A 22,678-nucleotide genomic window follows, 5' to 3' on the forward strand; every position below is an offset into this window, starting at 1 on the left:
AGACAACCATGACAACAACGTCAGACGTAGACAGATGCGCGCCGACGCGCACCCCACAGAGTCGGAGGCCGGTTGGACATGAGTGACGGTGACAACGCCACTCCTGGTCGCCGACGCCACCGAGCCCCCGAGGACGAGTCGGACAACCAATGGCTTACCCGATCGCCGCAACCATTGCCAGGAGCCGCGCCGTGGGAACGTCTAGATCATCTCGATAACCTCGATTACGGGTATCCCGAGCAGCCCACAGCCACGCCCGAGCAGCCGTCGGGAAACCACACCGACGGTGTCACCGTCGCCGACCTGATCGCCAAGATGTCGGGTGACGGCGCCGAGCCCGCCCTGCGGCCCCGCCGCCGGCGCGCCGAACCTGAACCCGAACCGGAGCAGGACCCCGAGCCCGCCTACGAATACCCGTTCACACCCGAGCAGGCATTCGCGCCGGACTATTCGGAGTACGCCGCCGAGCCGGAGTACGTCACCGAGCCGGAGTCGGAACCGGAGTTCGAACCCGAGTACGTGGCCGAGACCGAACCCGAACCGGCCGAGCCGGAGTACGAGTACGAGTTCGTCGCCGCGCCCGTCCCCGAACCGACCGAGGTCATCCCCGCAGTATCGGAGCCCGACGAGGACGCGCAAGCCACCGAGGTCATCCCGGCCGTTTCGGGCATCGACGACGACGCCGACTTGGACCACGCGCGCCCGGCACACGCCGTGTGGCGGGCCGGCCGCGTGCCGCCCGCTCGTGCGGCCCGCCGCGCGCCCGCCGATCCGCCGACCGAGATCACCCCGCTGGTCGTGCCGCGCCACAGCAGGGCCATGCTCGCCGGCCGCGTCGCCGCGGCTTTGATCGCGGTGCTGACGCTCGTGCTGACCGGCAGCGCGTGGCAATGGCAGTCGTCGAAGAACAACCTGCTCAACAAGGTCTCCGCGCTCGATCCCAACTCACGTGACATCGTCGACGCCAACGCCCAGTTCGGCGACGAGAACTTCCTGATCGTCGGCGTGGACAGCCGCTTCGGCGAGAACGCGGGCATGGGCGCGGGCGGCACCGAGGACGCCGGCGGCGCCCGGTCGGACACCATCATGCTGGTGAACATCCCGGCCAACCGGGAACGCGTCGTCGCGGTGTCGTTTCCGCGCGACCTCGCGATCAATCCGATCGAGTGCGAACCGTGGAACCCTGAGACCGCGCAGTACGGCCCGCTGTACGACGAGGAGACCGGCACCTACGGCCCCGACACGGTCTACACCGAGAGCAAGCTGAACTCCGCGTTCGCGTTCGGTGGCCCGAAATGCCTGGTGAAGGTCATCCAGAAGATGTCGGGCCTGTACATCAACCGCTTCATGGCGGTCGACTTCGCCGGCTTCGCCAAGATGGTCGACGCGCTCGGCGGGGTCGAGGTGTGTTCGACGACGCCGCTGGAGGACTACGAGCTGGGCACCGTGCTGCCGAACGCCGGCAGGCAGATGGTCGACGGGCACACCGCGCTGAACTATGTGCGGGCCCGCCAGGTCACGACGGAGTTCAACGGCGACTATGGCCGCATCAAACGCCAGCAGCTGTTCCTGTCCTCTCTGTTGAGATCGCTGATCTCCAAGGACACGTTCTTCTCGCTGAACAAGCTCAACAACGTCGTCAACATGTTCATCCAGGACAGCTTCGTCGACAACATCAAGACCAAGGATCTGGTGGATCTCGGCCAGTCCGTGCAGGGCGTGAACGCGGGCCGGATCACGTTCGTGACGGTGCCGACAGTGGGGTACGCCGACGAGTACGGCAACGAGACGCCGCGCACCGATGACATGAAGGCGCTGTTCGACGCGATCATCAACGACGATCCGCTGCCGGGCGAGAAGAATGCCGACAACACCCCGGTTCCCGGAACGCCCGAGTCGACGGCGGCCTCGCCGCACGATCAGGCCGCGCAGTCGGAGAGTCCATCGACTGTCACCGAGACCCCCGCACCCGCGGAACCCGGAGCCGCCGAGCTGGTCAACGCCGTCACGACCGACCCGCAGCACATCACGGTCCAGGTGTCGAACTCGACCGGCCAGAGCGGCCTGGCCGCGACCGCGGCCACCGAGCTGCAGCAGCACGGCTTCCAGGTCTCCACGCCCGACGACTATCCCGGCCAATTGCCCGCCACCACGGTGTTCTTCTCCCCCGGCAACGAGGAGGCCGCCGCGACCGTGGCGTCGTCGTTCGCCAACCCGACCATCGAGCGGGTGAACGGCATGGGCGACACCGTGCAGGTGGTGCTCGGTTCCGATTTCAACGCGGTCAACGCGCCGACGCCGAGCGGATCACCCGTGCAGGTACACGTGGTGCACGGCTCCAGCACCCAGCCGACGCATCTGCCGGACGACCTGGCCGTCACCAACGCGGCCGACACGACCTGCGAATAAGGCACGCCGAACGGCATTCACCGTCCGTTCACCACTGGCATCGTGACTATCGGTCGGTGCATGCCTAATCTTGGTACATGCGTACCCAGTACCACGAACAATTGGATTCCCTGACGGATCAACTCGGCGCGATGTGCGAGTTGGCGGGTACCGCGATGGAGCGTGCCACCCAGGCCCTGCTGCAGGCCGACCTGGTGCTGGCCGAGCAGGTCATCACCGACCATGACCAGATGACGGCGTTGAGCTCCAAGGCCGAGGAATCCGCGTTCGTGCTGCTGGCCTTGCAGGCCCCGGTGGCCGGGGATCTGCGTTCGGTGGTCGGCTCGATCCAGATCGTGGCCGACGTGGACCGGATGGGCGCGTTGGCCCTGCATGTCGCCAAGATCGCCCGTCGTCGGCACCCGCAGCACGCGCTGCCCGAGGAAGTCAACGGCTATTTCGCCGAAATGGGCCGGGTCGCAGTCGAATTGGGCCACGCTGCGCGTGAGGTTCTGGTCACTCGGGATCCCGAGAAGGCCGCCAGGATCCAAGAAGAGGACGATGCGATGGACGATCTGCACCGTCACCTCTTCACGGTGCTCATGGACCGCGAGTGGAAGTACGGCGTCACCTCGGCGGTCGACGTGACGCTGCTGAGCCGGTTCTACGAGCGGTTCGCCGACCACGCCGTCGAGGTGGCCCGCCGGGTCATCTTCCAGGTGACCGGCCGGTACCCCGACGGCGAAACCGTCACGGCCCAGCAGTGATCGGGGCCTGATCGGCCGCCACCAACCGGATGCCGTCCTTGCTGGCGGCCGCGAGGTCACCCAAGACCTTTACCAGTACCTGTAATTCGGCGCTGCTGTAGCGCCTCAGGAAATCCCGGAAGCCGCCGTTCATCTCGTCGTGCAGCTGCCGGTGTACGTCGGCGACACGTTTGCCGTCGGGCGTGAGCACGAGCTCGACCTCTTTGCGGTTTCCGGGAATCGGGTTGCGGGAGACCAGGTTTGCCTCGACCAGGCGGTGCACGTGCTTGGACACGGTGCCCTTGAGCTGCCCGGACCTGGCGGCCAGCCCGACCACGCTCACCGGACCGTCGGCGATGGCCGCCAGCAGGTGCATCGACAGCGTCGGCAGTTCCCTCGCCGTGGCCTCCAGCCGGGCCGGCAGCCTGCCTGCGATGAAGTCGCGTTCGGCGTCACCGTCGTCGTCACCGTCGAACCTGTCTCCGACCACACCGATGAGCTCGGTGATGGCGTCGATCAGCTCGAGCTTGGTTTTCATGGAAACCATATTGCCATCCCCGCGGCGGCGTCGTACATTGTTTCCACAGAAACGATATCCACCGAAACCAAAGGAGCCGCCATGTTGGCCGCGGTCGTCAACGAGTGGGGCGCCGTCCCCGCCTACGCCGAATTCCCCGAACCACAGCCGCGCGACGGCGCCGAGGTGGCCGATGTCGAGGCCGCCGCCCTGACCAATCTCACGCGCGGCCTGGTATCAGGAAAGCACTACGCCAGCAAGGAAATTCAGCTGCCCGCCATCCCCGGCGTGGACGGTGTGGCGCGCCTCGCCGACGGCCGTCGGGTGTACACCGGAGCGTTGGGCTCACAGGGCACCATGGCGCAGCGCACGCTGGTCGATCCGGCCGGCGCGGTCGAGGTGCCCGCCGGCCTCGATTCGGTCACCGCCGCCGCGATCCCCAATCCCGGCGTCTCGGCGTGGCTGGCCCTGTCGCACGCCGCGGCCGTCACACCTGGCGCGCACGTGTTGATCCTGGGCGCCACCGGGGTCACCGGCTCGATGGCCGCCCAGCTCGCCAAGACCGAGTTCGGTGCGGGCCGCGTGGTGGTCGCGGGCCGCGACCGCGGACGGCTCGACTGGCTGCGCTCGGCGGGTGCCGACGACGTGATCGCCCTGGGCACAGAGGAATTGGGTGAGCGTGTCACCGCATTGCATGCCGAGCGCCCGTTCGACGCGGTGCTCGACTATCTGTGGGGTGAGCCCGCCGCGACGACGCTGACCGCGCTGGCGGCGAGCCACTCCGCCGCGCACTATCACGCCACCCGGTTCGTGCAGATCGGTTCGATGGCAGGCCCGACGCTGCCACTGGACGCGGGCGTGCTGCGCGGTACCGGTATCACGCTGTGCGGCGTGGGCATCGGCAGCATCCCGCCCGACGCGCTCGTGCAGGCCCGCACCGAGGGCTTGGCGCGCCTGTTCGCACTGGTGGCGGCCGGTGAGCTCGAACTCCGCACGGTGGCGCGGCCACTGGCCGAGGTCGCCGACGCGTGGACCGCCGCCGAACCCTCCGGCACCCGCGTGGTGTTGACCCCCTAGTTCCCACGCCCTAGTTCCCATGCCGAGCAGACGCCGCGGTACCCGGGAAAGCGCTTCCAGGGGTACCGCGGCGTCTGCTCGCGGGAGAAATCTCGCGGCCAAAAAGCCGGAGAGTGAACTCAGCCGAAACGGCCCGAGATGTAGTCCTCGGTCGCCTTCTTGCTGGGGTTGGAGAAGATCTTCTCGGTGTCGTCGATCTCGATCAGCCGGCCGGGCTTGCCGGTGGCTTCGAGATTGAAGAACGCGGTCTGATCGCTCACGCGCGCGGCCTGCTGCATGTTGTGCGTGACGATGACGATGGTGTAATCGAGCTTGAGCGTCGCGATGAGATCCTCGATCGCCAGCGTCGAGATCGGGTCGAGCGCGGAGCACGGCTCGTCCATCAGCAGCACGTCGGGCTGCACGGCGATGGCGCGGGCGATGCACAACCGTTGCTGCTGACCACCCGAGAGCCCGCCACCGGGCTTGTCCAGCCGGTCCTTGACCTCGTTCCACAGGTTGGCGCCCTGCAGCGAGCGCTCCGCCACCTCGTCGAGGGTCTTCTTGTTGCGCACGCCCTGCAGCTTCAGGCCCGCCACCACATTGTCCCGAATCGACATGGTGGGGAACGGGTTCGGCCGCTGGAACACCATGCCGATGGTCTTGCGCACGCCCACGGGGTCGACCCCGGCGCCGTAGATGTCCTCACCGTCGAGCAGCACCGAACCCTCGACCCGCGCACCGGGGATGACCTCGTGCATGCGGTTGAGCGTGCGCAGTACGGTCGACTTGCCGCATCCGGACGGGCCGATGAACGCCGTCACGCTGCGCGGCTGCACCGACAGCGCGACGTCGGCCACCGCGTGGAACGAGCCGTAGTAGATGTTGACGTCTTTGAGATCCAGCCGCTTGGCCATGGGAGCTCCTATACCTTCTTGGGGGCGAAGAATCGGGCGACCAGCCGCGCGCCGACATTGAGCAGCGCGATGAGCAGGATGAGCGTGAGCGCCGCACCCCACAGCCGGTCGGTGGGCACCGGGTTCGCGCCCGCGCCCGCCGAGATCTGGTCGTACATCATGCCGGGCAGCGACCCCATGAACCCGCCGAACATGTCGAAGTTCATCGCCTGGGCGTAGCCCACGAGGATCAGCAGCGGCGCGGTCTCACCCATCACGCGGGCCAGCGCCAGCATCACGCCCGTGACGATGCCCGACAGCGCCGTCGGGATCACGATGCGCAGGATGGTCTTCCACTTCGGCACGCCGAGCGCATAGCTGGCCTCACGCAGATCCATCGGCACGATGCGCAGCATCTCCTCGGTGGCGCGCACGATGACAGGGATCATCAAGAGCACCAAGGACAGTGACACCGCGAAGCCTGAGCGCTGGAAGCCCAGCGTGGCAACCCACAGCGCGTAGATGAACAGCGCGGCCACGATCGAGGGCACACCGGTGAGGATGTCGACCATGAATGTCGTGAGCCGGCCCAGCCGGGTGCCGCCGCCGTATTCGACGAGGTACACCGCGACCATCACGCCGATCGGGATCGAGATCAGCGAGCACACCAGGCCCTGCAGGACAGTACCGACGATCGCGTGGTAGACCCCGCCGCCCGGCGAGAACGCCGTCATGCCCGCCTGCGAGTTGGTGAACCACACGGGCGACGTGATCGCCGCGAAACCCTTGGTGATCACCGAGTACAGCACCCACAGCAGGGGTACCAGCGCGATCAGCACCGACAGTGTCACCAGGCCGGTCGCGAGGTTGTTGGTCAGCTTGCGGCGCAGGCTCACACCCTGGAACGTGGGCGCCTTGACCGGTTGGTCGAGCGCTGCCGTGGTCATCATGAACGTCCCTTCCCGGCAACCGCGGCGCGGGCCAGCGAGTTCACCACGAACGTGAGGATGAACAGCACCAGGCCGGCGGCGATGTAGGCACCCGCCTTGTACTGGTCGTTGAATTCGCTTGCGGTGGCGGCGATCTTGCTCGCGAACGTGTAGCCACCGTCGAACAGCGTCCAGCTGAACGCGGTTTGGGTGCCCCGCAGGATGATCAGCAGCGCGATGGTCTCACCGAGGGCACGGCCGAGGCCCAGCATGGCGCCGCTGATGTAGCCCGAGAGCCCGAACGGCAGGACCGTGGTCCGCACGACTTCCCAGCGGGTCGCGCCCAGCGCCAGGGCGGCCTCGATCTGGCCGCGCGGAGTCTGGATGAACACCTCACGGGTAACCGCGGTGATGATCGGCAGGATCATCACCGCGAGCACGATGCCCGCGGTGAAGATGGTGCCGCCGCCTGCCACCGACGCGTTGCCGGTCTTGAACAGGAACAGCCACGACATGTTGGTGTTGAGCCACACCGCGAGCGGTTTGAGCACCGGGGCCAGCACGTACAGGCCCCACACGCCGTAGACGATCGACGGCACCGCGGCGAGCAGGTCGACCATGTACGCCAGCGGGCCCGAAAGGCGTCGCGGTGCGTACTGGGTCAAAAAGATCGCGATGCCCAGCGCCACCGGCATGGCCAGCACCAGCGCGAACACCGACACGAACACGGTGACCTGCAGCAGGTCGAGGATGCCGAAGTGCATCGCCGACGTATCGGTGGTGATCCAGTTGCCGCCGTAGAGGAAGAAGTTCTCCTCGTTGCGGGCCAGCGCCGGGATGGCCCGCCAGAGCAGGAACACCCCGATCGCCGCGATCAGCGCGATGATCAGGATGCCCGCGCCCTCGGCGAGTCCCTTGAAGATGCGGTCCGCGGCGCGGACCTTGGCTCCCCTGGAGGGATTCGTTGATATCGGCTCTGGTGCGGGGAAGGGCGAAGCGAGAACTTCGCCCGACCCCGACTCAGATGGATTCGGTGTCGTCACTGTTGTCCCGTCCGGGCCCCTGTCGGTCATTTGGTCCGAATTCCATCCTCATCCAGATTCGTACTGTCTGGCTAGCTGGCTAGCTGATTGCGTTGATCGACGTGACCAGACGCTCTTTGAAGGTGTCCGGCAGCGGCACGTAGCCGGCAGCGGACAGGTTTGCCTGTCCCTGGTTGGCGGCCACCGTCAGGAACGACTTCACGGCGGCGGCGGTGTCGGCGTCGTAGCCCTTGGAGCACACGATCTCGTAGGTCGCGAGCACCAGCGGGTAGGCACCGGCCTCCTTGGTGCCGTACAGCGACTTCAGGTCCAGCGCGAGGTCGTTGCCCTCGGCGGCGAACTTGGCGGCGTCGATGGCCTTCGCGGCCGACTCGTCGGTCAGCTCGACCGCACCGGCACCGCTGTCGATCTGCGCGAACGGAAGCTTGGCCTGCTCGGCGAAGCCCTTCTCCACGTAGCCGATGGCGCCCGGCGTGGCCTGCACGGCCTGCACGACGCCCGACGACTTCTGGGCACCCTCGCCCGCGCCGCCGTTGAACTCGCTGCCGTCACCCTTGGTCCACGCCTGCGGGGCAGCCGCGGCCAGGTACTTCTGGAAGTTGTCGGTGGTGCCCGACGAATCCGAGCGGTAGATCGGCTTGATGTCGACGTCCGGCAGGGTGGTGCCTGCGTTGAGCGCGGCGATCGCCGGGTCGTTCCACTTGGTGATCTGGCCCTGGAAGATCTTCGCCAGCACCTCGCCGTTGACGACGAGCTTGTCAACGCCCTCGAGGTTGTAGGCCATCGCGACGGGACCAAACACCAGCGGCAGGTTCCATGCCGGGTTGCCACCGCAGCGGTCGGCCGCGGCCTTGACCTGGTCGCCCTTCAGGGCCGAGTCGGAGCCGGCGAAGTCGACCTGCTTGGCGATGAACTGCTCACGGCCGGCACCCGAGCCCGTGGGGTTGTACGACAGGTTCTTGCCCGAGCAGGCCTGGCCCCACGCCTTGTTGAACTCCGCGATGGCGTTCTGCTGCGCGGTCGAGCCCTCTGCGGTGACCGCACTCTTGCCACCGCACTCCGCCGACGCCGCGGCGCTGCCCGAAGCGGCCGAGCTGGAAGCGGTACCGGCGTTGTTGTCGCTGCCGCACGCGGTCAGCGTGAGGGCCGCGATCGCGGTTGCCGACAGCGCGGTCCCGACGGTCTTGCCAATGCTGTTGAGCTTCACTGATCCCACTTTCCGTTGACGGCTGCAGACTCCCCGGCAACGTATGCGGCCGCAGTGGACGGCTCGCGGATGGAAAGTGAACGGACAGTGAACAGGTTTGGCGATTTCACAGCTAGTCGGGCTGCGCGGCGGCGTACGCCACATCCGCGACAGCCACCTCGAAACCCAATTTTCGGTAGGTGTTCACCGCCGCAGAGTTATCTGCCTCGACGTAAAGCATCACCACAGGCTGTGAACTTGCTGAAAGCCGTTGCGCGAGATGGTCCAACCCGACCAACGTCAGCACCGAGCCGAGCCCGCGGCCCTGTGCGGCCGGGTCGACGCCGACGACGTAGACCTCGCCGAGATCGGGATTGTGCACCTTGGTCCAGTGGAATCCGAGCAGCCGGCCGGTGTCGTCGTCGAACGCGAGAAACAAGCCGTCGGGGTCGAACCACGGCTCGCCGCGTCGTTCGGCGATGTCGTGCTCGGTCCAGCCGCCCTGCTCAGGGTGCCACGAGAACGCCGCATTGTTGACACGGAGCAGTTCGGCGTCGTCGGCGGGCCCGCCATAGGTTCGGATGGTCACCCCGGCGACGTCGCTGAGCTCGGGCAGCCCGATGGCGGACCGGCGCATCTGCAGCAGCTCCCGTACCGGCACCAGGTTCGCCGACGCGGCCAAGGCCCGCGCGGGCTCGAGATTGCCGTGGGCCCACACCCTCGCCGTAGCACCCCCCTGCGCCAGGCCGGTGGTCAGCAGTTGTGTGCCGATGCCGCGGCGCCTGGCCTGCGGGTGGACCGCGAGTTCCGCCATCGCCGGGTCGTCGCCGTCGGCAGGGGCCAGGTTCAGGTAGCCGACCAGGTTCGCGCCATCGGCGGCCAGTAGATGACGCGTGCGGTCGCGGCCGAGCTCACGCAGCACCTGATCACCGACCGGAGCGATGCCGTCATGGTCCGTGGCCGCCGCGATGAGGTCGCGAACCTGCCGCTGGTCGGCGTCGGACAAGCCTGTGCGCCAATCGATCTGGGTCACTGACTGGTCAGCCGATCGGCCAGAGGTTCGTCGACGTCACCGAGTTCGGGGTCGTAGTCGTCCTCGTGTGCGTCGGCGGCCGGCGGCCGCCCCCGCGTCGGGCGCACCGCCTTGTATCCGACGTTGCGCACGGTGCCGATCAGTGACTCGTACTCGGTTCCGAGCTTTGCGCGCAGGCGCCGCACATGCACGTCGACGGTGCGGGTGCCGCCGAAGAAGTCGTACCCCCACACCTCCTGCAGCAACTGAGCCCTGGTGAACACGCGGCCCGCATGCTGAGCCAGATACTTCAGCAGCTCGAACTCCTTATAGGTGAGGTCGAGCGGCCGCCCGCGCAGCCGGGCCGTGTAGGTGCCTTCGTCGATCACCAATTCACCGAGCGTGATCTTGCCGACGTTCTCCTGGTTTGCGGTGCCGCCGCGGCGGCCGACCAGCAGGCGCAGCCGCGCGTCGATCTCGGCAGGCCCGGTGCTGGGCAGCAAAATCTCGTCGAGACCCCACTCGTGGTTGACGGCGACCAGGCCGCCTTCGTTGATCACAGCGACGACCGGCACCGAGGTACCCGTGGTGCCGAGCAACCGGCACAGGCCGCGGGCGGCGGCCAGATCGGTCCGCGCATCGACGATCGCCACGTCCGAGTTACCAGCCTCCAGCAGCGACGACACCTCCGTCGGCGCGGTGCGCACGACGTGGGCCAAAAGCGATAAGGAAGGCAGGACCGACTCAGGGTGTGGATCGACGGTCAGTAGCAGTAGGTCCAACTGGTCCTCCGGCGCGCCGGGAATCACCTGGCACACCGCTGGACGTCGATGTCCGGGCGGCCAAGTTTCATGACTGACATCTAGCCGTTACCGGCTATTCGCCTCCTAACGATAGCGCCTCACCTGCTGATTAGCCGCACGGAGCGGATTGCCGGCGCCCGGTGGGCAACAATGTGCCGGTGCGGAAACTGCTGATCGGAATCGTCGCGACCGTTCTAGCGCTCGTCGTCGGCGCCGTCGGGACCGATTTCGGGGCGGCCATCTACGCCGAGTACCGGCTGTCGCGCAACGTCCGCAACGCGGCCCAGCTCAGCTGGGATCCGTCGGTGGCCATCCTGGGCTTCCCGTTCATCACGCAGGCCAGGAGCCATCACTACAAGGAGATCGAGATCCGGGCCGGTGCGGTCGATCATGCCGTGGTCGGCAAGGCCTCGCTGGAGGCGACGCTGCACGACATCGACCTGACGCACACCTCATGGTTGATCCGCCCCGACGCGCCCATGCGCGTCGGCAAGCTCGAGAGCCGCATCATCATCGACTCCACGCATGTCGGCCGGTTCATGCACATCGACGACCTGCTGGTCGAGGCGCCGTCGCGGGAGACCAACGACTCGACCGGGGGCACCACCGAATCTGGTATCTCCGGCAGCCAGGGTCTGGTGTTCACCGGCACCCCGAAGGCCTCGGGCCTGGACAAGCGGGTCAGCGTCTCGGTCGATCTGTCCCTGACCGGACCCGACCAGACCACCCTGGTGCTGACCGCCACCGGCATCCTCACGGGCCCGAACACCGCCGACCAGCCCGTGCCCGACGACAAGCTGGCCGCGGTGCTCAAAGAGTTCAGCACCACGATCACCGGCCAGAAGCTGCCCTTCGGCATCGCGCCCACCAGCCAGGGCGCGCGCGGCTCCGACATCATCATCGAGGGCATCGCGCAGGGAGTAACCGTTGACCTGAACGGGTTCAGACAGTCATGAGCTCATCGATGTTCGCGGTGATCGCGGTGATCATCGCCGCACTGGGCACGGCTTACGTGATCGGCAAGGTGATCACTCTTCGCACGGGACGGCTCAAGGCGGCCGCCGAACCCGTCGAGGTCGACACCGAGGATCTGGAGTTGTCCCGCACGGGGCCCACCATCGTGCATTTCAGCGCGGTCTGGTGCGGACCGTGCGCCGGGGTGCGCCGGGTCGTGGACCAGGTATGTGCCGAGCTGCCCGCGGTGGCCCATGTCGAGATCGACATGGACGCCAATCCGGAGGCGGCCCGCCGACTTTCGGTGCTGTCGCTGCCGACGACGTTCATCTTCGACGCCGACGGACGCCAGCGCTACCGTGCCAGCGGAGTGCCCAAGGCCGCTGACCTGCGCACGGCACTCGAACCGCTGTTGGCTTGACAAGCTGGTCATTGGGTAAGCTGTCGCACGTGTCCGCCCGCCTTGAGCTTGTGCTCACCAAGCGCCGCGCAGTCGATCTGTGCCGCACCGCGGGCTGCTGTTGTTGTTGTTGTTGCTGTTGAGCGCAGCTGCGCGTTCTGACGCGCCCGCTCGGAGCTCGAGCTCCGGCCTGCCCACAACCGGCCTATCCAACAACAGGAGTTTCTTTCCATGTCAGTTGCAAAAACAGCGGCATCCGCGCAGGCCGACGTGCGCGGTCCCCGCTTCACCGCATGGGTGACCACCGCAGTCTTGATCGTCACGCTGCTGGTCTCCGGCGTCAGTAGCGCCGCCGCGGCCGCGCTGCTGGCCGCCCAGGCCGTCGTGTTCGCGATAGGCGCCGTCGGCGGTCCCCGCAGGCACCCCTACGGACGGCTGTTCGCCACGCTGGTGGCTCCGCGGCTCGGTCCCGTGACCGAACGCGAACCCGTGCCGCCGTTGAAATTCGCCCAGCTCGTCGGATTCCTCTTCGCCGTCGTCGGGGCGGCCGGATTCGCGTTCGGTGTCACGGCACTCGGCCTGACCGCCACCGCATTCGCATTGGTCGCGGCCTTCCTCAACGCCGCTTTCGGCATCTGCCTCGGCTGCCAGATCTACCCGCTCGTCACGAGGTTCCGTCGTACACCCAGTCCCGCCTGATACCTCAAATCTCAAGCAATCGAAAGGAATTCGTACATGGCACGTTCCGACGTCCTGGTCTCCACCGAGTGGGCCGGGAACAATCTCGACACTGCCGGCGTGGTGTTCGTCGAGGTCGACGAGAACACCAGCGCCTACGACGACGAGGGCCACATCCCCGGCGCCGTCAAGCTGGACTGGAAGACCGACCTGCAGGATGCCGTCAAGCGTGACTTCGTCGACCAGCAGCAGTTCTCGAAGCTGTTGAGTGACAAGGGAATCAGCAATGACGACACCGTGATCCTCTACGGCGGCAACAACAACTGGTTCGCGGCATACGCCTACTGGTACTTCAAGCTGTACGGCCACAACGACGTCAAGCTGCTCGACGGCGGCCGCAAGCGCTGGCAGCTCGACGGCCGCCCACTGGTCACCGACGCCGTCAGCCGCCCGGCGACGTCGTACTCGGCCAAGGCGCCCGACAACAACATCCGCGCCTTCCGCGACGAGGTCATCGCCGCGATCGGCGAGAAGAACCTGGTCGACGTGCGTTCGCCCGACGAGTTCTCCGGCAAGATCCTGGCCCCGGCGCACCTGCCGCAGGAGCAGAGCCAGCGGCCCGGGCATATCCCCGGCGCCATCAACGTTCCGTGGAGCAAGGCAGCCAACGAGGACGGCACCTTCAAGTCCGACGAGGAGCTGGCCAAGCTGTACGCCGAGGCCGGCCTGGACGGCGAGAAGGAGACCATCGCGTACTGCCGGATCGGTGAGCGGTCCTCGCACACCTGGTTCGTGCTGCAGGAGCTGCTCGGACACCAGAACGTCAAGAACTACGACGGCAGTTGGACGGAATACGGCTCCCTCGTGGGTGCCCCGATCGAGTTGGGAAGTTGATATGTGCTCTGCACCTAAGCAAGGTCTGACATTGCCCGCCGGCGTCGACCTGGAGAAGGAAACCGTCATCACCGGTCGTGTGGTCGACGGTTCGGGCCAGGCGGTCGGCGGTGCGTTCGTGCGCCTGCTGGACGCCAGTGACGAGTTCACCGCAGAGGTCGTGGCCTCGGCGACCGGCGATTTCCGGTTCTTCGCCGCCCCGGGCACCTGGACGCTGCGCGCCCTGTCCCCCGCGGGCAACGGCGACGCCAGCGTGGCACCGACCGGCGCGGGCATCCACGAGGTCGACGTCAAGGTCGCCTAGCGACGCCTGTTGGCACCCGGGTATCGATCGAGCATCGATACCCGGGTGCTTTCTGCTTCGAGGGCGTCCCCGAGTTCGACGACGTCCGGGGAGTTGCCCGGTGCGGTACAGGTCACACCGCCACCACCGCTAGACTGCTTGCCGTGGTGCTGTTCTTCGAGATCATGCTCGTCGCGGCCGTCGTGGTCATCACGTGGTTCGCGTTGTACGCGCTGTACCGCCTCGTCACCGACGAGTCGTGACGTCCACCGGGGACGTCCCTGAACGGGGCTCGGGTGACCGGGCCGTGGCCGACGCGGCCGAGCGCGCCAAGGAAACCGGAGCGCGCAACGTTCCGGCATTCCAAGACCTGCCGCTGCCCGCGGATACAGCTAATCTGCGCGACGGGGTCAACCTCAACGATGCGCTGCTGGCACTGCTGCCGTTGGTGGGGGTTTGGCGCGGCGAGGGTGAGGGGCGCGACGCCGACGGCGACTACCGGTTCGGTCAGCAGATCGTGGTGTCCCACGACGGTGGTGATTACCTGAACTGGGAAGCCCGGTCCTGGCGGCTCGACGAATCGGGTGACTACGCATCACCCAGCTTGCGCGAAACCGGCTACTGGCGCTTTGTGAACGATCCCGCGGATCCGTCCGAGACCCAGGCCATCGAACTGCTGCTCGCGCACTCCGCGGGCTATGTCGAGTTGTTCTACGGCCAGCCGCTCAACCAGGCGTCCTGGGAGCTGGCGACCGATGCGCTGGCACGCAGTCGCTCGGGGATTCTGGTCGGTGGCGCCAAGCGGCTCTACGGCATCGTCGAGGGCGGCGACCTGGCTTATGTCGAGGAACGCGTCGACGCGGACGGCGGCCTGGTGCCGCACCTGTCCGCCCGGCTGTCGAGGTTTGTCGGCTGATGCGGCGCATCGGGTTCGCGGTGGCAGCGGCCGCCGCGGCGCTGGCCCTCGGCGCCTGCTCGTCGGGCGAGTCCGAGCCGGCGCCCGCTTCTCCGGCTCCCGCCGAGCACGGCTCGTTCGCGCACTGCCTGTCCGAGCACGGCGTGCCGTCGGCGCCCGGCCCGGTCGCGGGCGCGCCACCAGGGGTCGACCCGCAGACCTGGCAGCAGGCCATGCAGGCATGTTCGACGCTGGCGCCCGGGCCCGAAGACTCGTCACACAGCTGACGCATAGCCGGCAACAATCGGCGGCTCATCCGGCCCGCTTACGGTCACCGGTGTGAAGCACATGATTGTTCGATCCACGGTCGCGGGCCTCGCGGCGTTCGCCCTGATCGGCTCGGTGGCGTCGTGTTCGTCGGCCGAATCGGCGAAGGAAGAGGCGCCGTCCGCAGCCACGTCGACCACGTCGTCCACGACATCCACGTCCGGTTCCGTGGCTGCGGAAGCGCCCGACGCGTACACCCAGTGCCTCGTGGAGCAGGGCATGCCCGCGCCACCCGGCGGGTTCGGCCAGCACCCGCCCGGGCCGCCACCCGAGGGTGCGCCGCCACCCGGCGCTCCGCCTGAGGGCGCGCCGCCGCTCGATGGCGCGACTCCGCCCGCACCACCCGGAGTCGACCAAAACGCCTGGGAGACTGCGCAGAAGGCGTGCGCGTCACTGGCACCCACACCGCCGCAATAGCCCGCAGACATGAAGCGGCCCCCGAGCCTTGGTTCCTTGGTTGGACTGACCGAGGGGCTCGGGGGCCGGGTGGCTGCGGGGAATTCGCCAGCGCGCGCAGGCAATTCACCCTGGCGCTGCTAGCGGGCAGCCACCTCACATGTCCATAAATCAATCAATTTGTCGGACCACCTCCTTCCCTGTGTACGAGCGACCGTACTCGCGTGTCCAGGGACCGACAAGCGATTTTCTCTCAGCGATCGCTGACAATCGCGGCGTCGACCAGGCCGGTGATCTCGGCGGCCAGCGGGGCGTCGGGCAGCCGCCGGCCGTCCAGGGTGTGCACCCGAGCAGCCAGCGTGATGCTGGAGATCAACCAAACCCCTTGTGCGGCAAAAAGATCGGCGGGCCGAAGGGCGCGGTAATCGCAGTCGTAGCCCTTGCTGCGCGCGACTTCGAACAACGCCTGCTGGGTGGTGCCCCGCAGGATCGGGTACCACGGCGGCGGGGTCAGCAACACCGGCTCACCGTCGTCGCCCTCGACCGCGATCACCACGGTCGAGCGGGGCCCTTCCAACACGAAACCGTCGGAGCTGACGAAGACGACGTCGCCCGCGCCGAGCCGGTCGGCGTGTCGCAGCGCGGCCATGTTCACCGCATAGGACAGCGTCTTGGCCCCGGCCAGCAGCCACGGCAACTCGGCCGCGTCGGCGGGCAGGCCGCGGTCCAGCGTCACGGCGGCGACGCCGTCACGCCGTGCGCCCGCCACGCGGTCGGCCAGCGCGCCGATGGTCGCGAACGACGTCGGCGGTCCACCACTTTCCCGGCCGCGCGTGTAGACCAAGCGCAATACCCCGTCACCGGTGTGACCGGCCGTCCAGCGCTGCGCACCGGCCGCGACCGCGGCGCGCCAGGCAGCCAGATCCGGTGCCGGCAGATCAAGCATCGCGGCCGAGTGGGTCAACCGCGCCAGATGAGCTTCGAGCAGGCACGGACGACCGTCACGAATCAGCAGGGTTTCGAAGATGCCGTCGCCGCGCACCGCTCCCAGCTCGTCACCGTGGAGCAGGGGTGCATTCGGATCGTGGAACTGACCGTCGAGGGTGATCAGCACTGCCGGTTGGCTCGCCATGGGGACTCAGCGTAGCCGCGGGCACACGAGCCGCTTACCCGGAGAGCGACCGTAGAGTTGACTCATGCCTGTCGTTCCGCCCGCCGTTCCCGCACCCGATCCTGGTCCCGACGCCGGCGCGGTGTGGCACTACGGCGATCCGCTGGGTGAACAGCGCGCGGCGGCGCACGACGCGGTCTGGGTCGACCGTTCCCACCGGGCCGTGCTCACGTTGACGGGCAAGGACCGGCAGAGCTGGTTGCACAACATCTCCAGCCAGCATGTGAGTGCCCTTCCGGACGGCGCCGTCACCGAGAATCTGAGCCTCGATCTGCAGGGCCGCGTCGAAGATCACTGGATCCAGACCGAACTCGACGGCGTCACGTACCTCGACACCGAGCCGTGGCGCGCCGAGCCGCTGCTGACGTACCTGCGCAAGATGGTGTTCTGGGCCGAGGTGACGGTCGAGCCCGCTGACCTGGCAGTGCTGTCACTGCTGGGCCCCGCGCTCGACGGCACCCCGGTGCTGACCGCCCTCGGGCTGGACAGCCTGCCCGCCGAACTGTCGGCCGTCGCGCTGCCCGGCGGCGGCTTCGTCCGGCGGATGCCGTCCGAAACCACCGAGCTGGCCCTCGTGGTCCCCCGCGAGCACGTCGGCGACTGGACGAATCGGCTGACCGCGGCCGGGGTGCAGCCGGCCGGGGTCTGGACGTACGAGGCGCAGCGGGTGGCGGCGCAGCGACCCCGCCTCGGGGTGGACACCGACGAACGCACCATCCCGCACGAGGTGGGCTGGATCGGTACCGCCGTGCACCTCGACAAAGGCTGCTATCGCGGCCAGGAGACCGTCGCGCGGGTCCACAACCTCGGCAAGCCGCCGCGCATGCTGGTGCTGCTGCACCTGGACGGCGGTTCGGAGCAGCGGCCGGCGACCGGCGACCCGGTGACCGCCGGTGGACGCACGGTGGGCCGCATCGGCACGGTCGTCGACCACGTCGACGAAGGTCCGATCGCATTGGCGCTGCTCAAGCGGGGTCTGCCGGTGGACACTGAGCTGGTGACGGGCGGGGAAGCCGCGGTACCTGCGGCGATCGACCCCGACTCCATGCCACCCGAGGACAGCGCGGGCGCCGGACGCCTGGCCGTGGAGCGGCTGCGCCGCGGCGCGGGTTGAGGTACATCACCTACTCCGGGGTAGGGCCTGGCAGCACTTCGCCGCCGGGCACGGTAAAGTGTTGGCAGGACAATAAAGACACTCAGATCGGAGCCGCCTAGCAATTGGGCCGCTCCGTTATTGCGCGAGGGGGTCCCCCCATGGGCCGCGGCCGGGCTAAGGCAAAGCAGACCAAGGTTGCACGTGAGCTCAAGTACAGCTCACCGCAGACCGATTTCACCCAACTCCAGCGTGAGTTGTCGGGAGCTCCCGATGCCGAGGATGTCAACGACGACGCTGACGAGTGGGCGAACGAGGACGACTGGCGGCGTTGAGCTGACCAGCGTCCCCGCGGGGGCTTCCCCAGGAAGCCCTAGAACCTCGGGTGACGGCCGACGAGCTGGGCGCGCAGGGAGTCACCGCCGCCCTTCTTGACGGTGCCCAGCGTCCAGCAGTTCAGATGGCGGGCGGTCAGGATGGCCAGTGCACGGTCGGTGTCCTCGGGAGCAACAACCGCGACCATGCCGACGCCCATGTTGAACGTCTTCTCCATCTCGGCCCGCTCGATCCGGCCGCGCTGGGCGATCATCTGAAACACCGGTGCGGGCGTCCAGGTACCCCGATCCAGTTCCGCGGTCAGTCCGTGCGGGATGACGCGTTCGAGGTTGCCTGCGAGGCCACCACCCGTGACGTGGCAGAACGTCCGGATCTGCGTTTCGGCGGCCAGCGCCAGGCAGTCCTTGGCGTAGATGCGCGTCGGCTCCAGCAGCTCTTCACCGAGCGTGCGGCCGAACTCCTCGACGTGGCCGGCCAGGTTCATGTGGTCGATCTCGAGCAGCACGTGCCGCGCCAGCGAGTAGCCGTTGGAGTGCAGCCCGCTGGACGCCATGGCGATGATCACGTCGCCCGGCTTGACGCGGTCGGGCCCCAGCACGTCGTCGGCTTCGACGACACCCACGCCGGTCGCGGAGATGTCGTAGTGGTCGGGCTCCATCAGGCCAGGATGCTCGGCGGTCTCCCCGCCCAGCAGCGCGCAGCCGGCCAGCACACAACCGTCGGCGATGCCGGACACGATGGCGCTGACGCGTTCGGGGACCGTGCGTCCCACGGCGATGTAGTCCTGCAGGAACAGCGGCTCGGCCCCGCACACCACAAGGTCGTCGACCACCATGGCGACCAGGTCGAGGCCCACGGTGTCGTGCTTGTCCATGGCCTGGGCGACCGCGAGCTTGGTGCCCACCCCGTCGGTCGACGAGGCGAGGACCGGCTCGCGATATCCGCCGCGTAACGCGAACAGGCCTGCGAACCCGCCCAGGCCGCCGCGAACCTCGGGTCGGGTCGCCTTCGCGGCGAGTGGTTTGAACAATTCGACGGCGCGGTCACCGGCTTCGATGTCCACCCCGGCCGATGCATACGAAATGCCCTTTTGTTCGGCGATGCCGTGCTGTGCGGCGCCTTTAGTCATCGCAAGTAAGGCTACCGTCCCGCCGATGGGCCGGTACAGCGCAGGAGGCGTTAAGGCCTGCGCAGGGCGGACGCGTTGTCGTTCTCGGCCTGCAGCGGGATGCCGGACCGTGCGGCGGTGGCCAGCATGTGCTCGATGACGTTCTTGCCGAGCGCGTTCTCACCCGGCAGTTCGATCGGGTAGTTGCCGTCGAAGCACGCCGAGCACAACCGGGTCGCGGGTTGTTCGGTGGCCGCGATCATGCCCTGCTGCGAGATGTAACCGAGGGTGTCGGCGCCGATGGCGTGCCGGACGGCCTCGAGCATCTCGCCCTCGTGTTCCTGGGGCGCGGCGTTGGCGATCAGCTCGGCCGGCGTCGCGAAGTCGATGCCGTAGAAGCACGGCCACTTGACCGGCGGCGAGGCGATGCGCACGTGGACCTCGACGGCGCCGGCTTCGCGCAGCATGCGGATCAGGGCACGCTGGGTGTTGCCGCGCACGATCGAATCGTCGACGACGATGAGCCGCTTGCCCCGGATGACCTCACGCAACGGGTTGAGCTTGAGCCGGATGCCGAGCTGCCGGATGGTCTGCGAGGGCTGGATGAAGGTGCGGCCCACGTAGGCGTTCTTCATCAGGCCCTGACCGAACGGGATGCCGGATTCCTGCGCATAGCCGACGGCCGCGGGCGTGCCCGATTCCGGCACGCCGATCACCAGGTCGGCGTCGATCGGATGCTCCCGGGCCAGCCTTCTGCCGATGTCGACACGCGTGGCGTGCACCGAACGGCCCACCAGAGTGCTGTCGGGGCGCGCCAGGTACACGTACTCGAAGACGCAGCCCTTGGGCTCGGGGTTGGCGAAGCGGGTGGACCGGACGCCGTCGGCGTCGATCGCGAGCAGCTCACCGGGCTCGATGTCGCGCACGAACGAGGCGCCGACGATGTCGAGGGCGGCGGTCTCGGACGCGACCACCCAGCCGCGATCCAGCCGGCCCAGCGACAGGGGCCGCACGCCGTGCGGGTCGCGCGCGGCGTACAGCGTGTTCTCGTCCATGAAGGTCAGGCAGAACGCGCCACGCACGGTCGGCAACAGGTCGAGTGCGGCCTGCTCGAGCGTGGCGTCGGCGGCACCGTGGGCGAGCAGCGCGCCCAAGATGTCGGAATCCGTCGTGGCGGCAGGCGCGCCCTTCATGTCGATCAGACCCGCTTCGCGCGCCCGGCCGGCAAGTTCGGCGGTGTTGACCAGGTTGCCGTTGTGGCCGAGCGCAACACCGGTCCCCGCCGAGGTGTTGCGGAACACGGGTTGTGCGTTCTCCCACGTGGTGGAGCCGGTGGTCGAGTAGCGGCAGTGGCCGACGGCGACGTGGCCCGGCATGGCGGCCAGGGTCTGCTCGTCGAAAACCTGGCTGACCAGGCCGAGATCCTTGAACACCAGGATCTGCGAACCGTCGGTGACCGCGATGCCCGCGGCTTCCTGACCACGGTGCTGCAGCGCGTAGAGGCCGTAGTAGGTGAGCTTGGCGACGTCCTCGCCGGGCGCCCAGACTCCGAATACGCCGCACTCTTCGCGGGGTTCGTTTTCGACGAGTTCCTGATCGGTCACGATAGGGCTGCTCCCGGGGCGGCGGTTGGTGACATGAGCGAGTCTACGGTCCAGGTGGGCCTACCACGGAATCGAATGGCCGGTCTGGTACCGCAGATTTGCAACAGCCGGCCCGCCGATCGCATTTCCGCCGGTGCCCGGCCGGTGTGGCCAGCCGTACCCCGATGTGGCGGGATAACCCCATCGACCCACCACATCTCGGACGCCACGATGGGTTTGTGACGACGCAACTGTCGGAGAAACCGACCGCCGATCCGTGCCCCGAACCCTCCCCACAGCGGTGGTCCGGAGTGACGAAAATCGCATTCCGATTCTCGTTCGTCTACTTCGGATTGTTCTGCCTGTTGTTCGCACAGATCACGTTCGCGTTCGCCGGGATCGTCGGCCGGTGGTTGCCCGAGCGGGCGGTGATGTGGCAGATGACGCTGCTCGAGCCGGTGCTCGGCTGGGTCGGGCGCGTGGTGTTCGGCACCGACGTCGTGTTGCACCGCGATTCGGGCAGCGGCGACCAGGCCGCGATCTGGGTGATGGTGTTCTGCCTGCTCGTGGTGGCGGTCGTTGCCACCGCTGTCTGGTCGGTATTGGATCGCGAACGCGCGGAGTACACGCGATTGTGGGCCTGGTTCCTGACCTTCCTCCGGCTGTGCGTGGCCGGGCAGATGTTCTTCTACGGGTTCGCCAAGCTGATCCCGGCCCAGATGCCTGCCCCGCCGTTGACGGCGTTGCTGCAGCCGTACGGCAATCTCAGCCCGGCGTCGGTGTTGTGGCTGCAGGTGGGCAGCTCGACGCCGTACGAGATGGCGCTGGGTGCCGTCGAGGTGCTCGCCGGCGTGCTGATGTTCGTGCCGCGTCTCGCGACACTGGGTGCCCTGGTCGGGCTGATCAGCATGGCCCAGGTGTTCCTGCTGAACATGACCTTCGACGTGCCGGTCAAGATCCTGTCGGGCCATCTGCTGCTGATGAGCCTGGTGCTGCTGGCACCGCAAGTCGGACGGCTCACGAATATCTTTGTGTTGCAACGGCCGTCGGAGCCCGTGAGCCAGCCCACGCTGTTCACCGGAGCCCGGGCCAACCGGATCGCCGCGACGGTGCAGGTCGCGCTGGGGATCTGGGTGATGATCGGCTGCATCTTCGACAGCTGGCAGGTCTGGCACGAATACGGTGGCGGCCGCGCCAAACCCGAGCATTACGGCATCTGGGCAGTCACCGAGTTCAGGGTCGACGGCAAGCCGGTGCCGCCGTTGACCACCGATCAGACGCGTTGGCAGCGGGTCGTTTTCGAGGCACCTGACTCGGTCACCTACCAACGGATGAACGGCGAGTTGGTCGACGCGCCGGCCAAGATCGGCATGGACTCGATCGCGTTGTCGGCGCCCGACGGCGCCCCGCTGGCCGATCTGACGGTGACGCGGCCCGCACCTCAGCGGCTGACGTTGGCCGGGCACCTCGAGGGTCGTGCGGTACAGATGTCGCTGGAGCACGTCGATGCCGACGGTTTCACGCTGCGCAGCCGCGGCTTCAACTGGGTTCAGGAGTACCCGTACTTCCGCTAGCTCAGTCCGGCTGCCCCAGCGGAACCAGCGGCAACCACTTGGCGATCTCCGCGGCGCGTGAGCCCGACATCTGCACCGCCCCGGCGGCGGCAGTGATGTCGACGAGGCCGGTCGCCAGCAGCAACCACGTGCGCGGATCTGTTTCGACGACGTTCGGTGGATTGCCGCGGGTGTGGCGTGGGCCCGGGATGCATTGCACGGCAACGAACGGCGGCACCCTGACCTCCACGCTGGCTCCCGGCGCGAGCGCGGCCAGGGTGCGGGCGGTCAGCCGCACGGCCTCGGCCAGCTCGGCACGGCCCGGCTCGGGGGCGTCCTCGTCACGCAGCCAGGCCTCCACGGCCGACACGGCGGTGCGGGTCTTCGCCGGATCGGCACTACGACGCGCTGCCATACCTTAGTGTCTCAAA

Annotated in this window: 26 protein-coding genes; 15 read left to right on the forward strand and 11 right to left on the reverse strand. The window is 67.8% G+C overall.

The features are described from left to right. The first annotated feature begins 78 nt into the window (after positions 1–78). Positions 79–2,409, forward strand: coding sequence for an LCP family protein (locus G6N67_RS06215; protein ID WP_036433570.1), 2,331 nt, complete (start codon positions 79–81; stop codon positions 2,407–2,409). 77 nt (positions 2,410–2,486) lie between these two features. Next, a complete protein-coding gene (gene phoU / locus G6N67_RS06220; RefSeq protein WP_036433569.1) occupies positions 2,487–3,155 on the forward strand; it encodes a phosphate signaling complex protein PhoU in 669 nt (222 codons plus the stop codon). Here the strand turns inward: phoU and G6N67_RS06225 are convergent. Next, positions 3,139–3,672: a MarR family winged helix-turn-helix transcriptional regulator gene (locus G6N67_RS06225; protein WP_036433568.1), complete on the reverse strand. Its 534-nt coding sequence runs from the start codon at positions 3,670–3,672 to the stop codon at positions 3,139–3,141. The two genes, phoU and G6N67_RS06225, sit on opposite strands and share 17 nt — an antisense overlap. An 81-nt stretch (positions 3,673–3,753) precedes the next feature. Here G6N67_RS06225 and G6N67_RS06230 point away from each other — a divergent pair, with 81 nt between their 5' ends. Further along, on the forward strand, positions 3,754–4,728 hold the full coding sequence (locus G6N67_RS06230) for a quinone oxidoreductase family protein (RefSeq protein ID WP_036433567.1): 975 nt from the start codon (positions 3,754–3,756) through the stop codon (positions 4,726–4,728). 119 nt (positions 4,729–4,847) lie between these two features. Here G6N67_RS06230 and pstB read toward each other — a convergent pair whose 3' ends face one another. The 6 genes from pstB to G6N67_RS06260 form a co-directional block, all read right to left on the reverse strand. Continuing rightward, complete coding sequence (gene pstB, locus G6N67_RS06235; RefSeq protein WP_036433566.1) at positions 4,848–5,624, reverse strand: phosphate ABC transporter ATP-binding protein PstB; 777 nt, start codon at positions 5,622–5,624, stop codon at positions 4,848–4,850. A gap of 8 nt (positions 5,625–5,632) precedes the next feature. Beyond that, positions 5,633–6,550, reverse strand: a complete 918-nt coding sequence (gene pstA / locus G6N67_RS06240; RefSeq protein WP_036433565.1) for a phosphate ABC transporter permease PstA — start codon at positions 6,548–6,550, stop codon at positions 5,633–5,635. Further along, on the reverse strand, positions 6,550–7,605 hold the full coding sequence (gene pstC / locus G6N67_RS06245; RefSeq protein WP_036433564.1) for a phosphate ABC transporter permease subunit PstC: 1,056 nt from the start codon (positions 7,603–7,605) through the stop codon (positions 6,550–6,552). Before pstC ends, pstA begins: the two co-directional genes overlap by 1 nt. A 49-nt stretch (positions 7,606–7,654) precedes the next feature. After that, positions 7,655–8,782, reverse strand: a complete 1,128-nt coding sequence (pstS, locus tag G6N67_RS06250) for a phosphate ABC transporter substrate-binding protein PstS (protein ID WP_036433563.1) — start codon at positions 8,780–8,782, stop codon at positions 7,655–7,657. Between the two features lie 112 nt (positions 8,783–8,894). Beyond that, positions 8,895–9,794: a mycothiol synthase gene (gene mshD, locus G6N67_RS06255; protein WP_036433562.1), complete on the reverse strand. Its 900-nt coding sequence runs from the start codon at positions 9,792–9,794 to the stop codon at positions 8,895–8,897. Continuing rightward, positions 9,791–10,555 (reverse strand): winged helix-turn-helix transcriptional regulator, encoded by a 765-nt coding sequence (locus G6N67_RS06260; protein WP_036435737.1) that lies wholly within the window; start codon positions 10,553–10,555, stop codon positions 9,791–9,793. Before G6N67_RS06260 ends, mshD begins: the two co-directional genes overlap by 4 nt. Before the next feature lie 161 nt (positions 10,556–10,716). Between G6N67_RS06260 and lmeA the strand changes: the two genes are divergently transcribed. The 9 genes from lmeA (at position 10,717) to G6N67_RS06300 (ending at position 15,424) form a co-directional block, all read left to right on the forward strand. Then, positions 10,717–11,532 (forward strand): mannan chain length control protein LmeA, encoded by an 816-nt coding sequence (gene lmeA, locus G6N67_RS06265; RefSeq protein ID WP_036433561.1) that lies wholly within the window; start codon positions 10,717–10,719, stop codon positions 11,530–11,532. Beyond that, positions 11,529–11,951 carry a thioredoxin family protein gene (locus G6N67_RS06270; RefSeq protein ID WP_036433560.1) on the forward strand — a complete coding sequence of 141 codons (423 nt, stop codon included), beginning with the start codon at positions 11,529–11,531 and terminating at the stop codon, positions 11,949–11,951. The genes lmeA and G6N67_RS06270 overlap by 4 nt, the downstream gene beginning before the upstream one ends. Positions 11,952–12,001: 50 nt before the next feature. Continuing rightward, positions 12,002–12,073 (forward strand): putative leader peptide, encoded by a 72-nt coding sequence (locus G6N67_RS39625; protein ID WP_369010607.1) that lies wholly within the window; start codon positions 12,002–12,004, stop codon positions 12,071–12,073. A gap of 88 nt (positions 12,074–12,161) precedes the next feature. Beyond that, positions 12,162–12,629 (forward strand): DUF4395 domain-containing protein, encoded by a 468-nt coding sequence (locus tag G6N67_RS06275; protein ID WP_036433559.1) that lies wholly within the window; start codon positions 12,162–12,164, stop codon positions 12,627–12,629. A gap of 36 nt (positions 12,630–12,665) precedes the next feature. After that, the gene (locus G6N67_RS06280; protein WP_036433558.1) at positions 12,666–13,502 is read left to right on the forward strand and encodes a sulfurtransferase; all 837 of its coding nucleotides are present in this window, start codon (positions 12,666–12,668) and stop codon (positions 13,500–13,502) included. Between the two features lies 1 nt (position 13,503). Beyond that, a complete protein-coding gene (locus tag G6N67_RS06285) occupies positions 13,504–13,806 on the forward strand; it encodes a DUF1416 domain-containing protein (protein WP_036433557.1) in 303 nt (100 codons plus the stop codon). Positions 13,807–14,044: 238 nt separating this feature from the next. Next, positions 14,045–14,701 (forward strand): heme-binding beta-barrel domain-containing protein, encoded by a 657-nt coding sequence (locus G6N67_RS06290; RefSeq protein ID WP_036433556.1) that lies wholly within the window; start codon positions 14,045–14,047, stop codon positions 14,699–14,701. Then, the gene (locus G6N67_RS06295) at positions 14,701–14,967 is read left to right on the forward strand and encodes a hypothetical protein (protein WP_036433555.1); all 267 of its coding nucleotides are present in this window, start codon (positions 14,701–14,703) and stop codon (positions 14,965–14,967) included. Before G6N67_RS06290 ends, G6N67_RS06295 begins: the two co-directional genes overlap by 1 nt. 61 nt (positions 14,968–15,028) lie before the next feature. After that, positions 15,029–15,424: a hypothetical protein gene (locus G6N67_RS06300; protein WP_036435735.1), complete on the forward strand. Its 396-nt coding sequence runs from the start codon at positions 15,029–15,031 to the stop codon at positions 15,422–15,424. Positions 15,425–15,656: 232 nt separating this feature from the next. Here the strand turns inward: G6N67_RS06300 and G6N67_RS06305 are convergent, their stop codons facing one another. Continuing rightward, positions 15,657–16,535 (reverse strand): aminodeoxychorismate lyase, encoded by an 879-nt coding sequence (locus G6N67_RS06305; RefSeq protein ID WP_036433554.1) that lies wholly within the window; start codon positions 16,533–16,535, stop codon positions 15,657–15,659. 64 nt (positions 16,536–16,599) lie between these two features. On the opposite strand from G6N67_RS06305, the gene ygfZ reads away from it, so the two are divergent. Both ygfZ and G6N67_RS06315 read left to right on the forward strand, forming a co-directional pair. Beyond that, complete coding sequence (gene ygfZ / locus G6N67_RS06310; protein WP_036433553.1) at positions 16,600–17,688, forward strand: CAF17-like 4Fe-4S cluster assembly/insertion protein YgfZ; 1,089 nt, start codon at positions 16,600–16,602, stop codon at positions 17,686–17,688. 140 nt (positions 17,689–17,828) lie between these two features. Continuing rightward, complete coding sequence (locus G6N67_RS06315) at positions 17,829–18,002, forward strand: DUF3073 domain-containing protein (RefSeq protein WP_073914304.1); 174 nt, start codon at positions 17,829–17,831, stop codon at positions 18,000–18,002. A gap of 38 nt (positions 18,003–18,040) precedes the next feature. On the opposite strand, the gene purM is transcribed toward G6N67_RS06315, so the two are convergent. Together purM and purF are read right to left on the reverse strand one after the other, a co-directional pair. Beyond that, complete coding sequence (purM, locus tag G6N67_RS06320; protein ID WP_036433552.1) at positions 18,041–19,132, reverse strand: phosphoribosylformylglycinamidine cyclo-ligase; 1,092 nt, start codon at positions 19,130–19,132, stop codon at positions 18,041–18,043. 50 nt (positions 19,133–19,182) lie between these two features. Continuing rightward, positions 19,183–20,715 carry an amidophosphoribosyltransferase gene (gene purF, locus G6N67_RS06325; RefSeq protein ID WP_036433551.1) on the reverse strand — a complete coding sequence of 511 codons (1,533 nt, stop codon included), beginning with the start codon at positions 20,713–20,715 and terminating at the stop codon, positions 19,183–19,185. A gap of 290 nt (positions 20,716–21,005) precedes the next feature. On the opposite strand from purF, the gene G6N67_RS06330 reads away from it, so the two are divergent. Continuing rightward, positions 21,006–22,268, forward strand: coding sequence for a hypothetical protein (locus G6N67_RS06330; protein WP_036435733.1), 1,263 nt, complete (start codon positions 21,006–21,008; stop codon positions 22,266–22,268). A gap of 1 nt (position 22,269) precedes the next feature. Here the strand turns inward: G6N67_RS06330 and G6N67_RS06335 are convergent, their stop codons facing one another. Then, positions 22,270–22,662: a sterol carrier family protein gene (locus tag G6N67_RS06335; protein WP_036433550.1), complete on the reverse strand. Its 393-nt coding sequence runs from the start codon at positions 22,660–22,662 to the stop codon at positions 22,270–22,272. Positions 22,663–22,678: the final 16 nt, after the last annotated feature.

This window comes from Mycolicibacterium mageritense, from assembly GCF_010727475.1.
Taxonomy (GTDB): Bacteria; Actinomycetota; Actinomycetes; order Mycobacteriales; family Mycobacteriaceae; genus Mycobacterium; species Mycobacterium mageritense.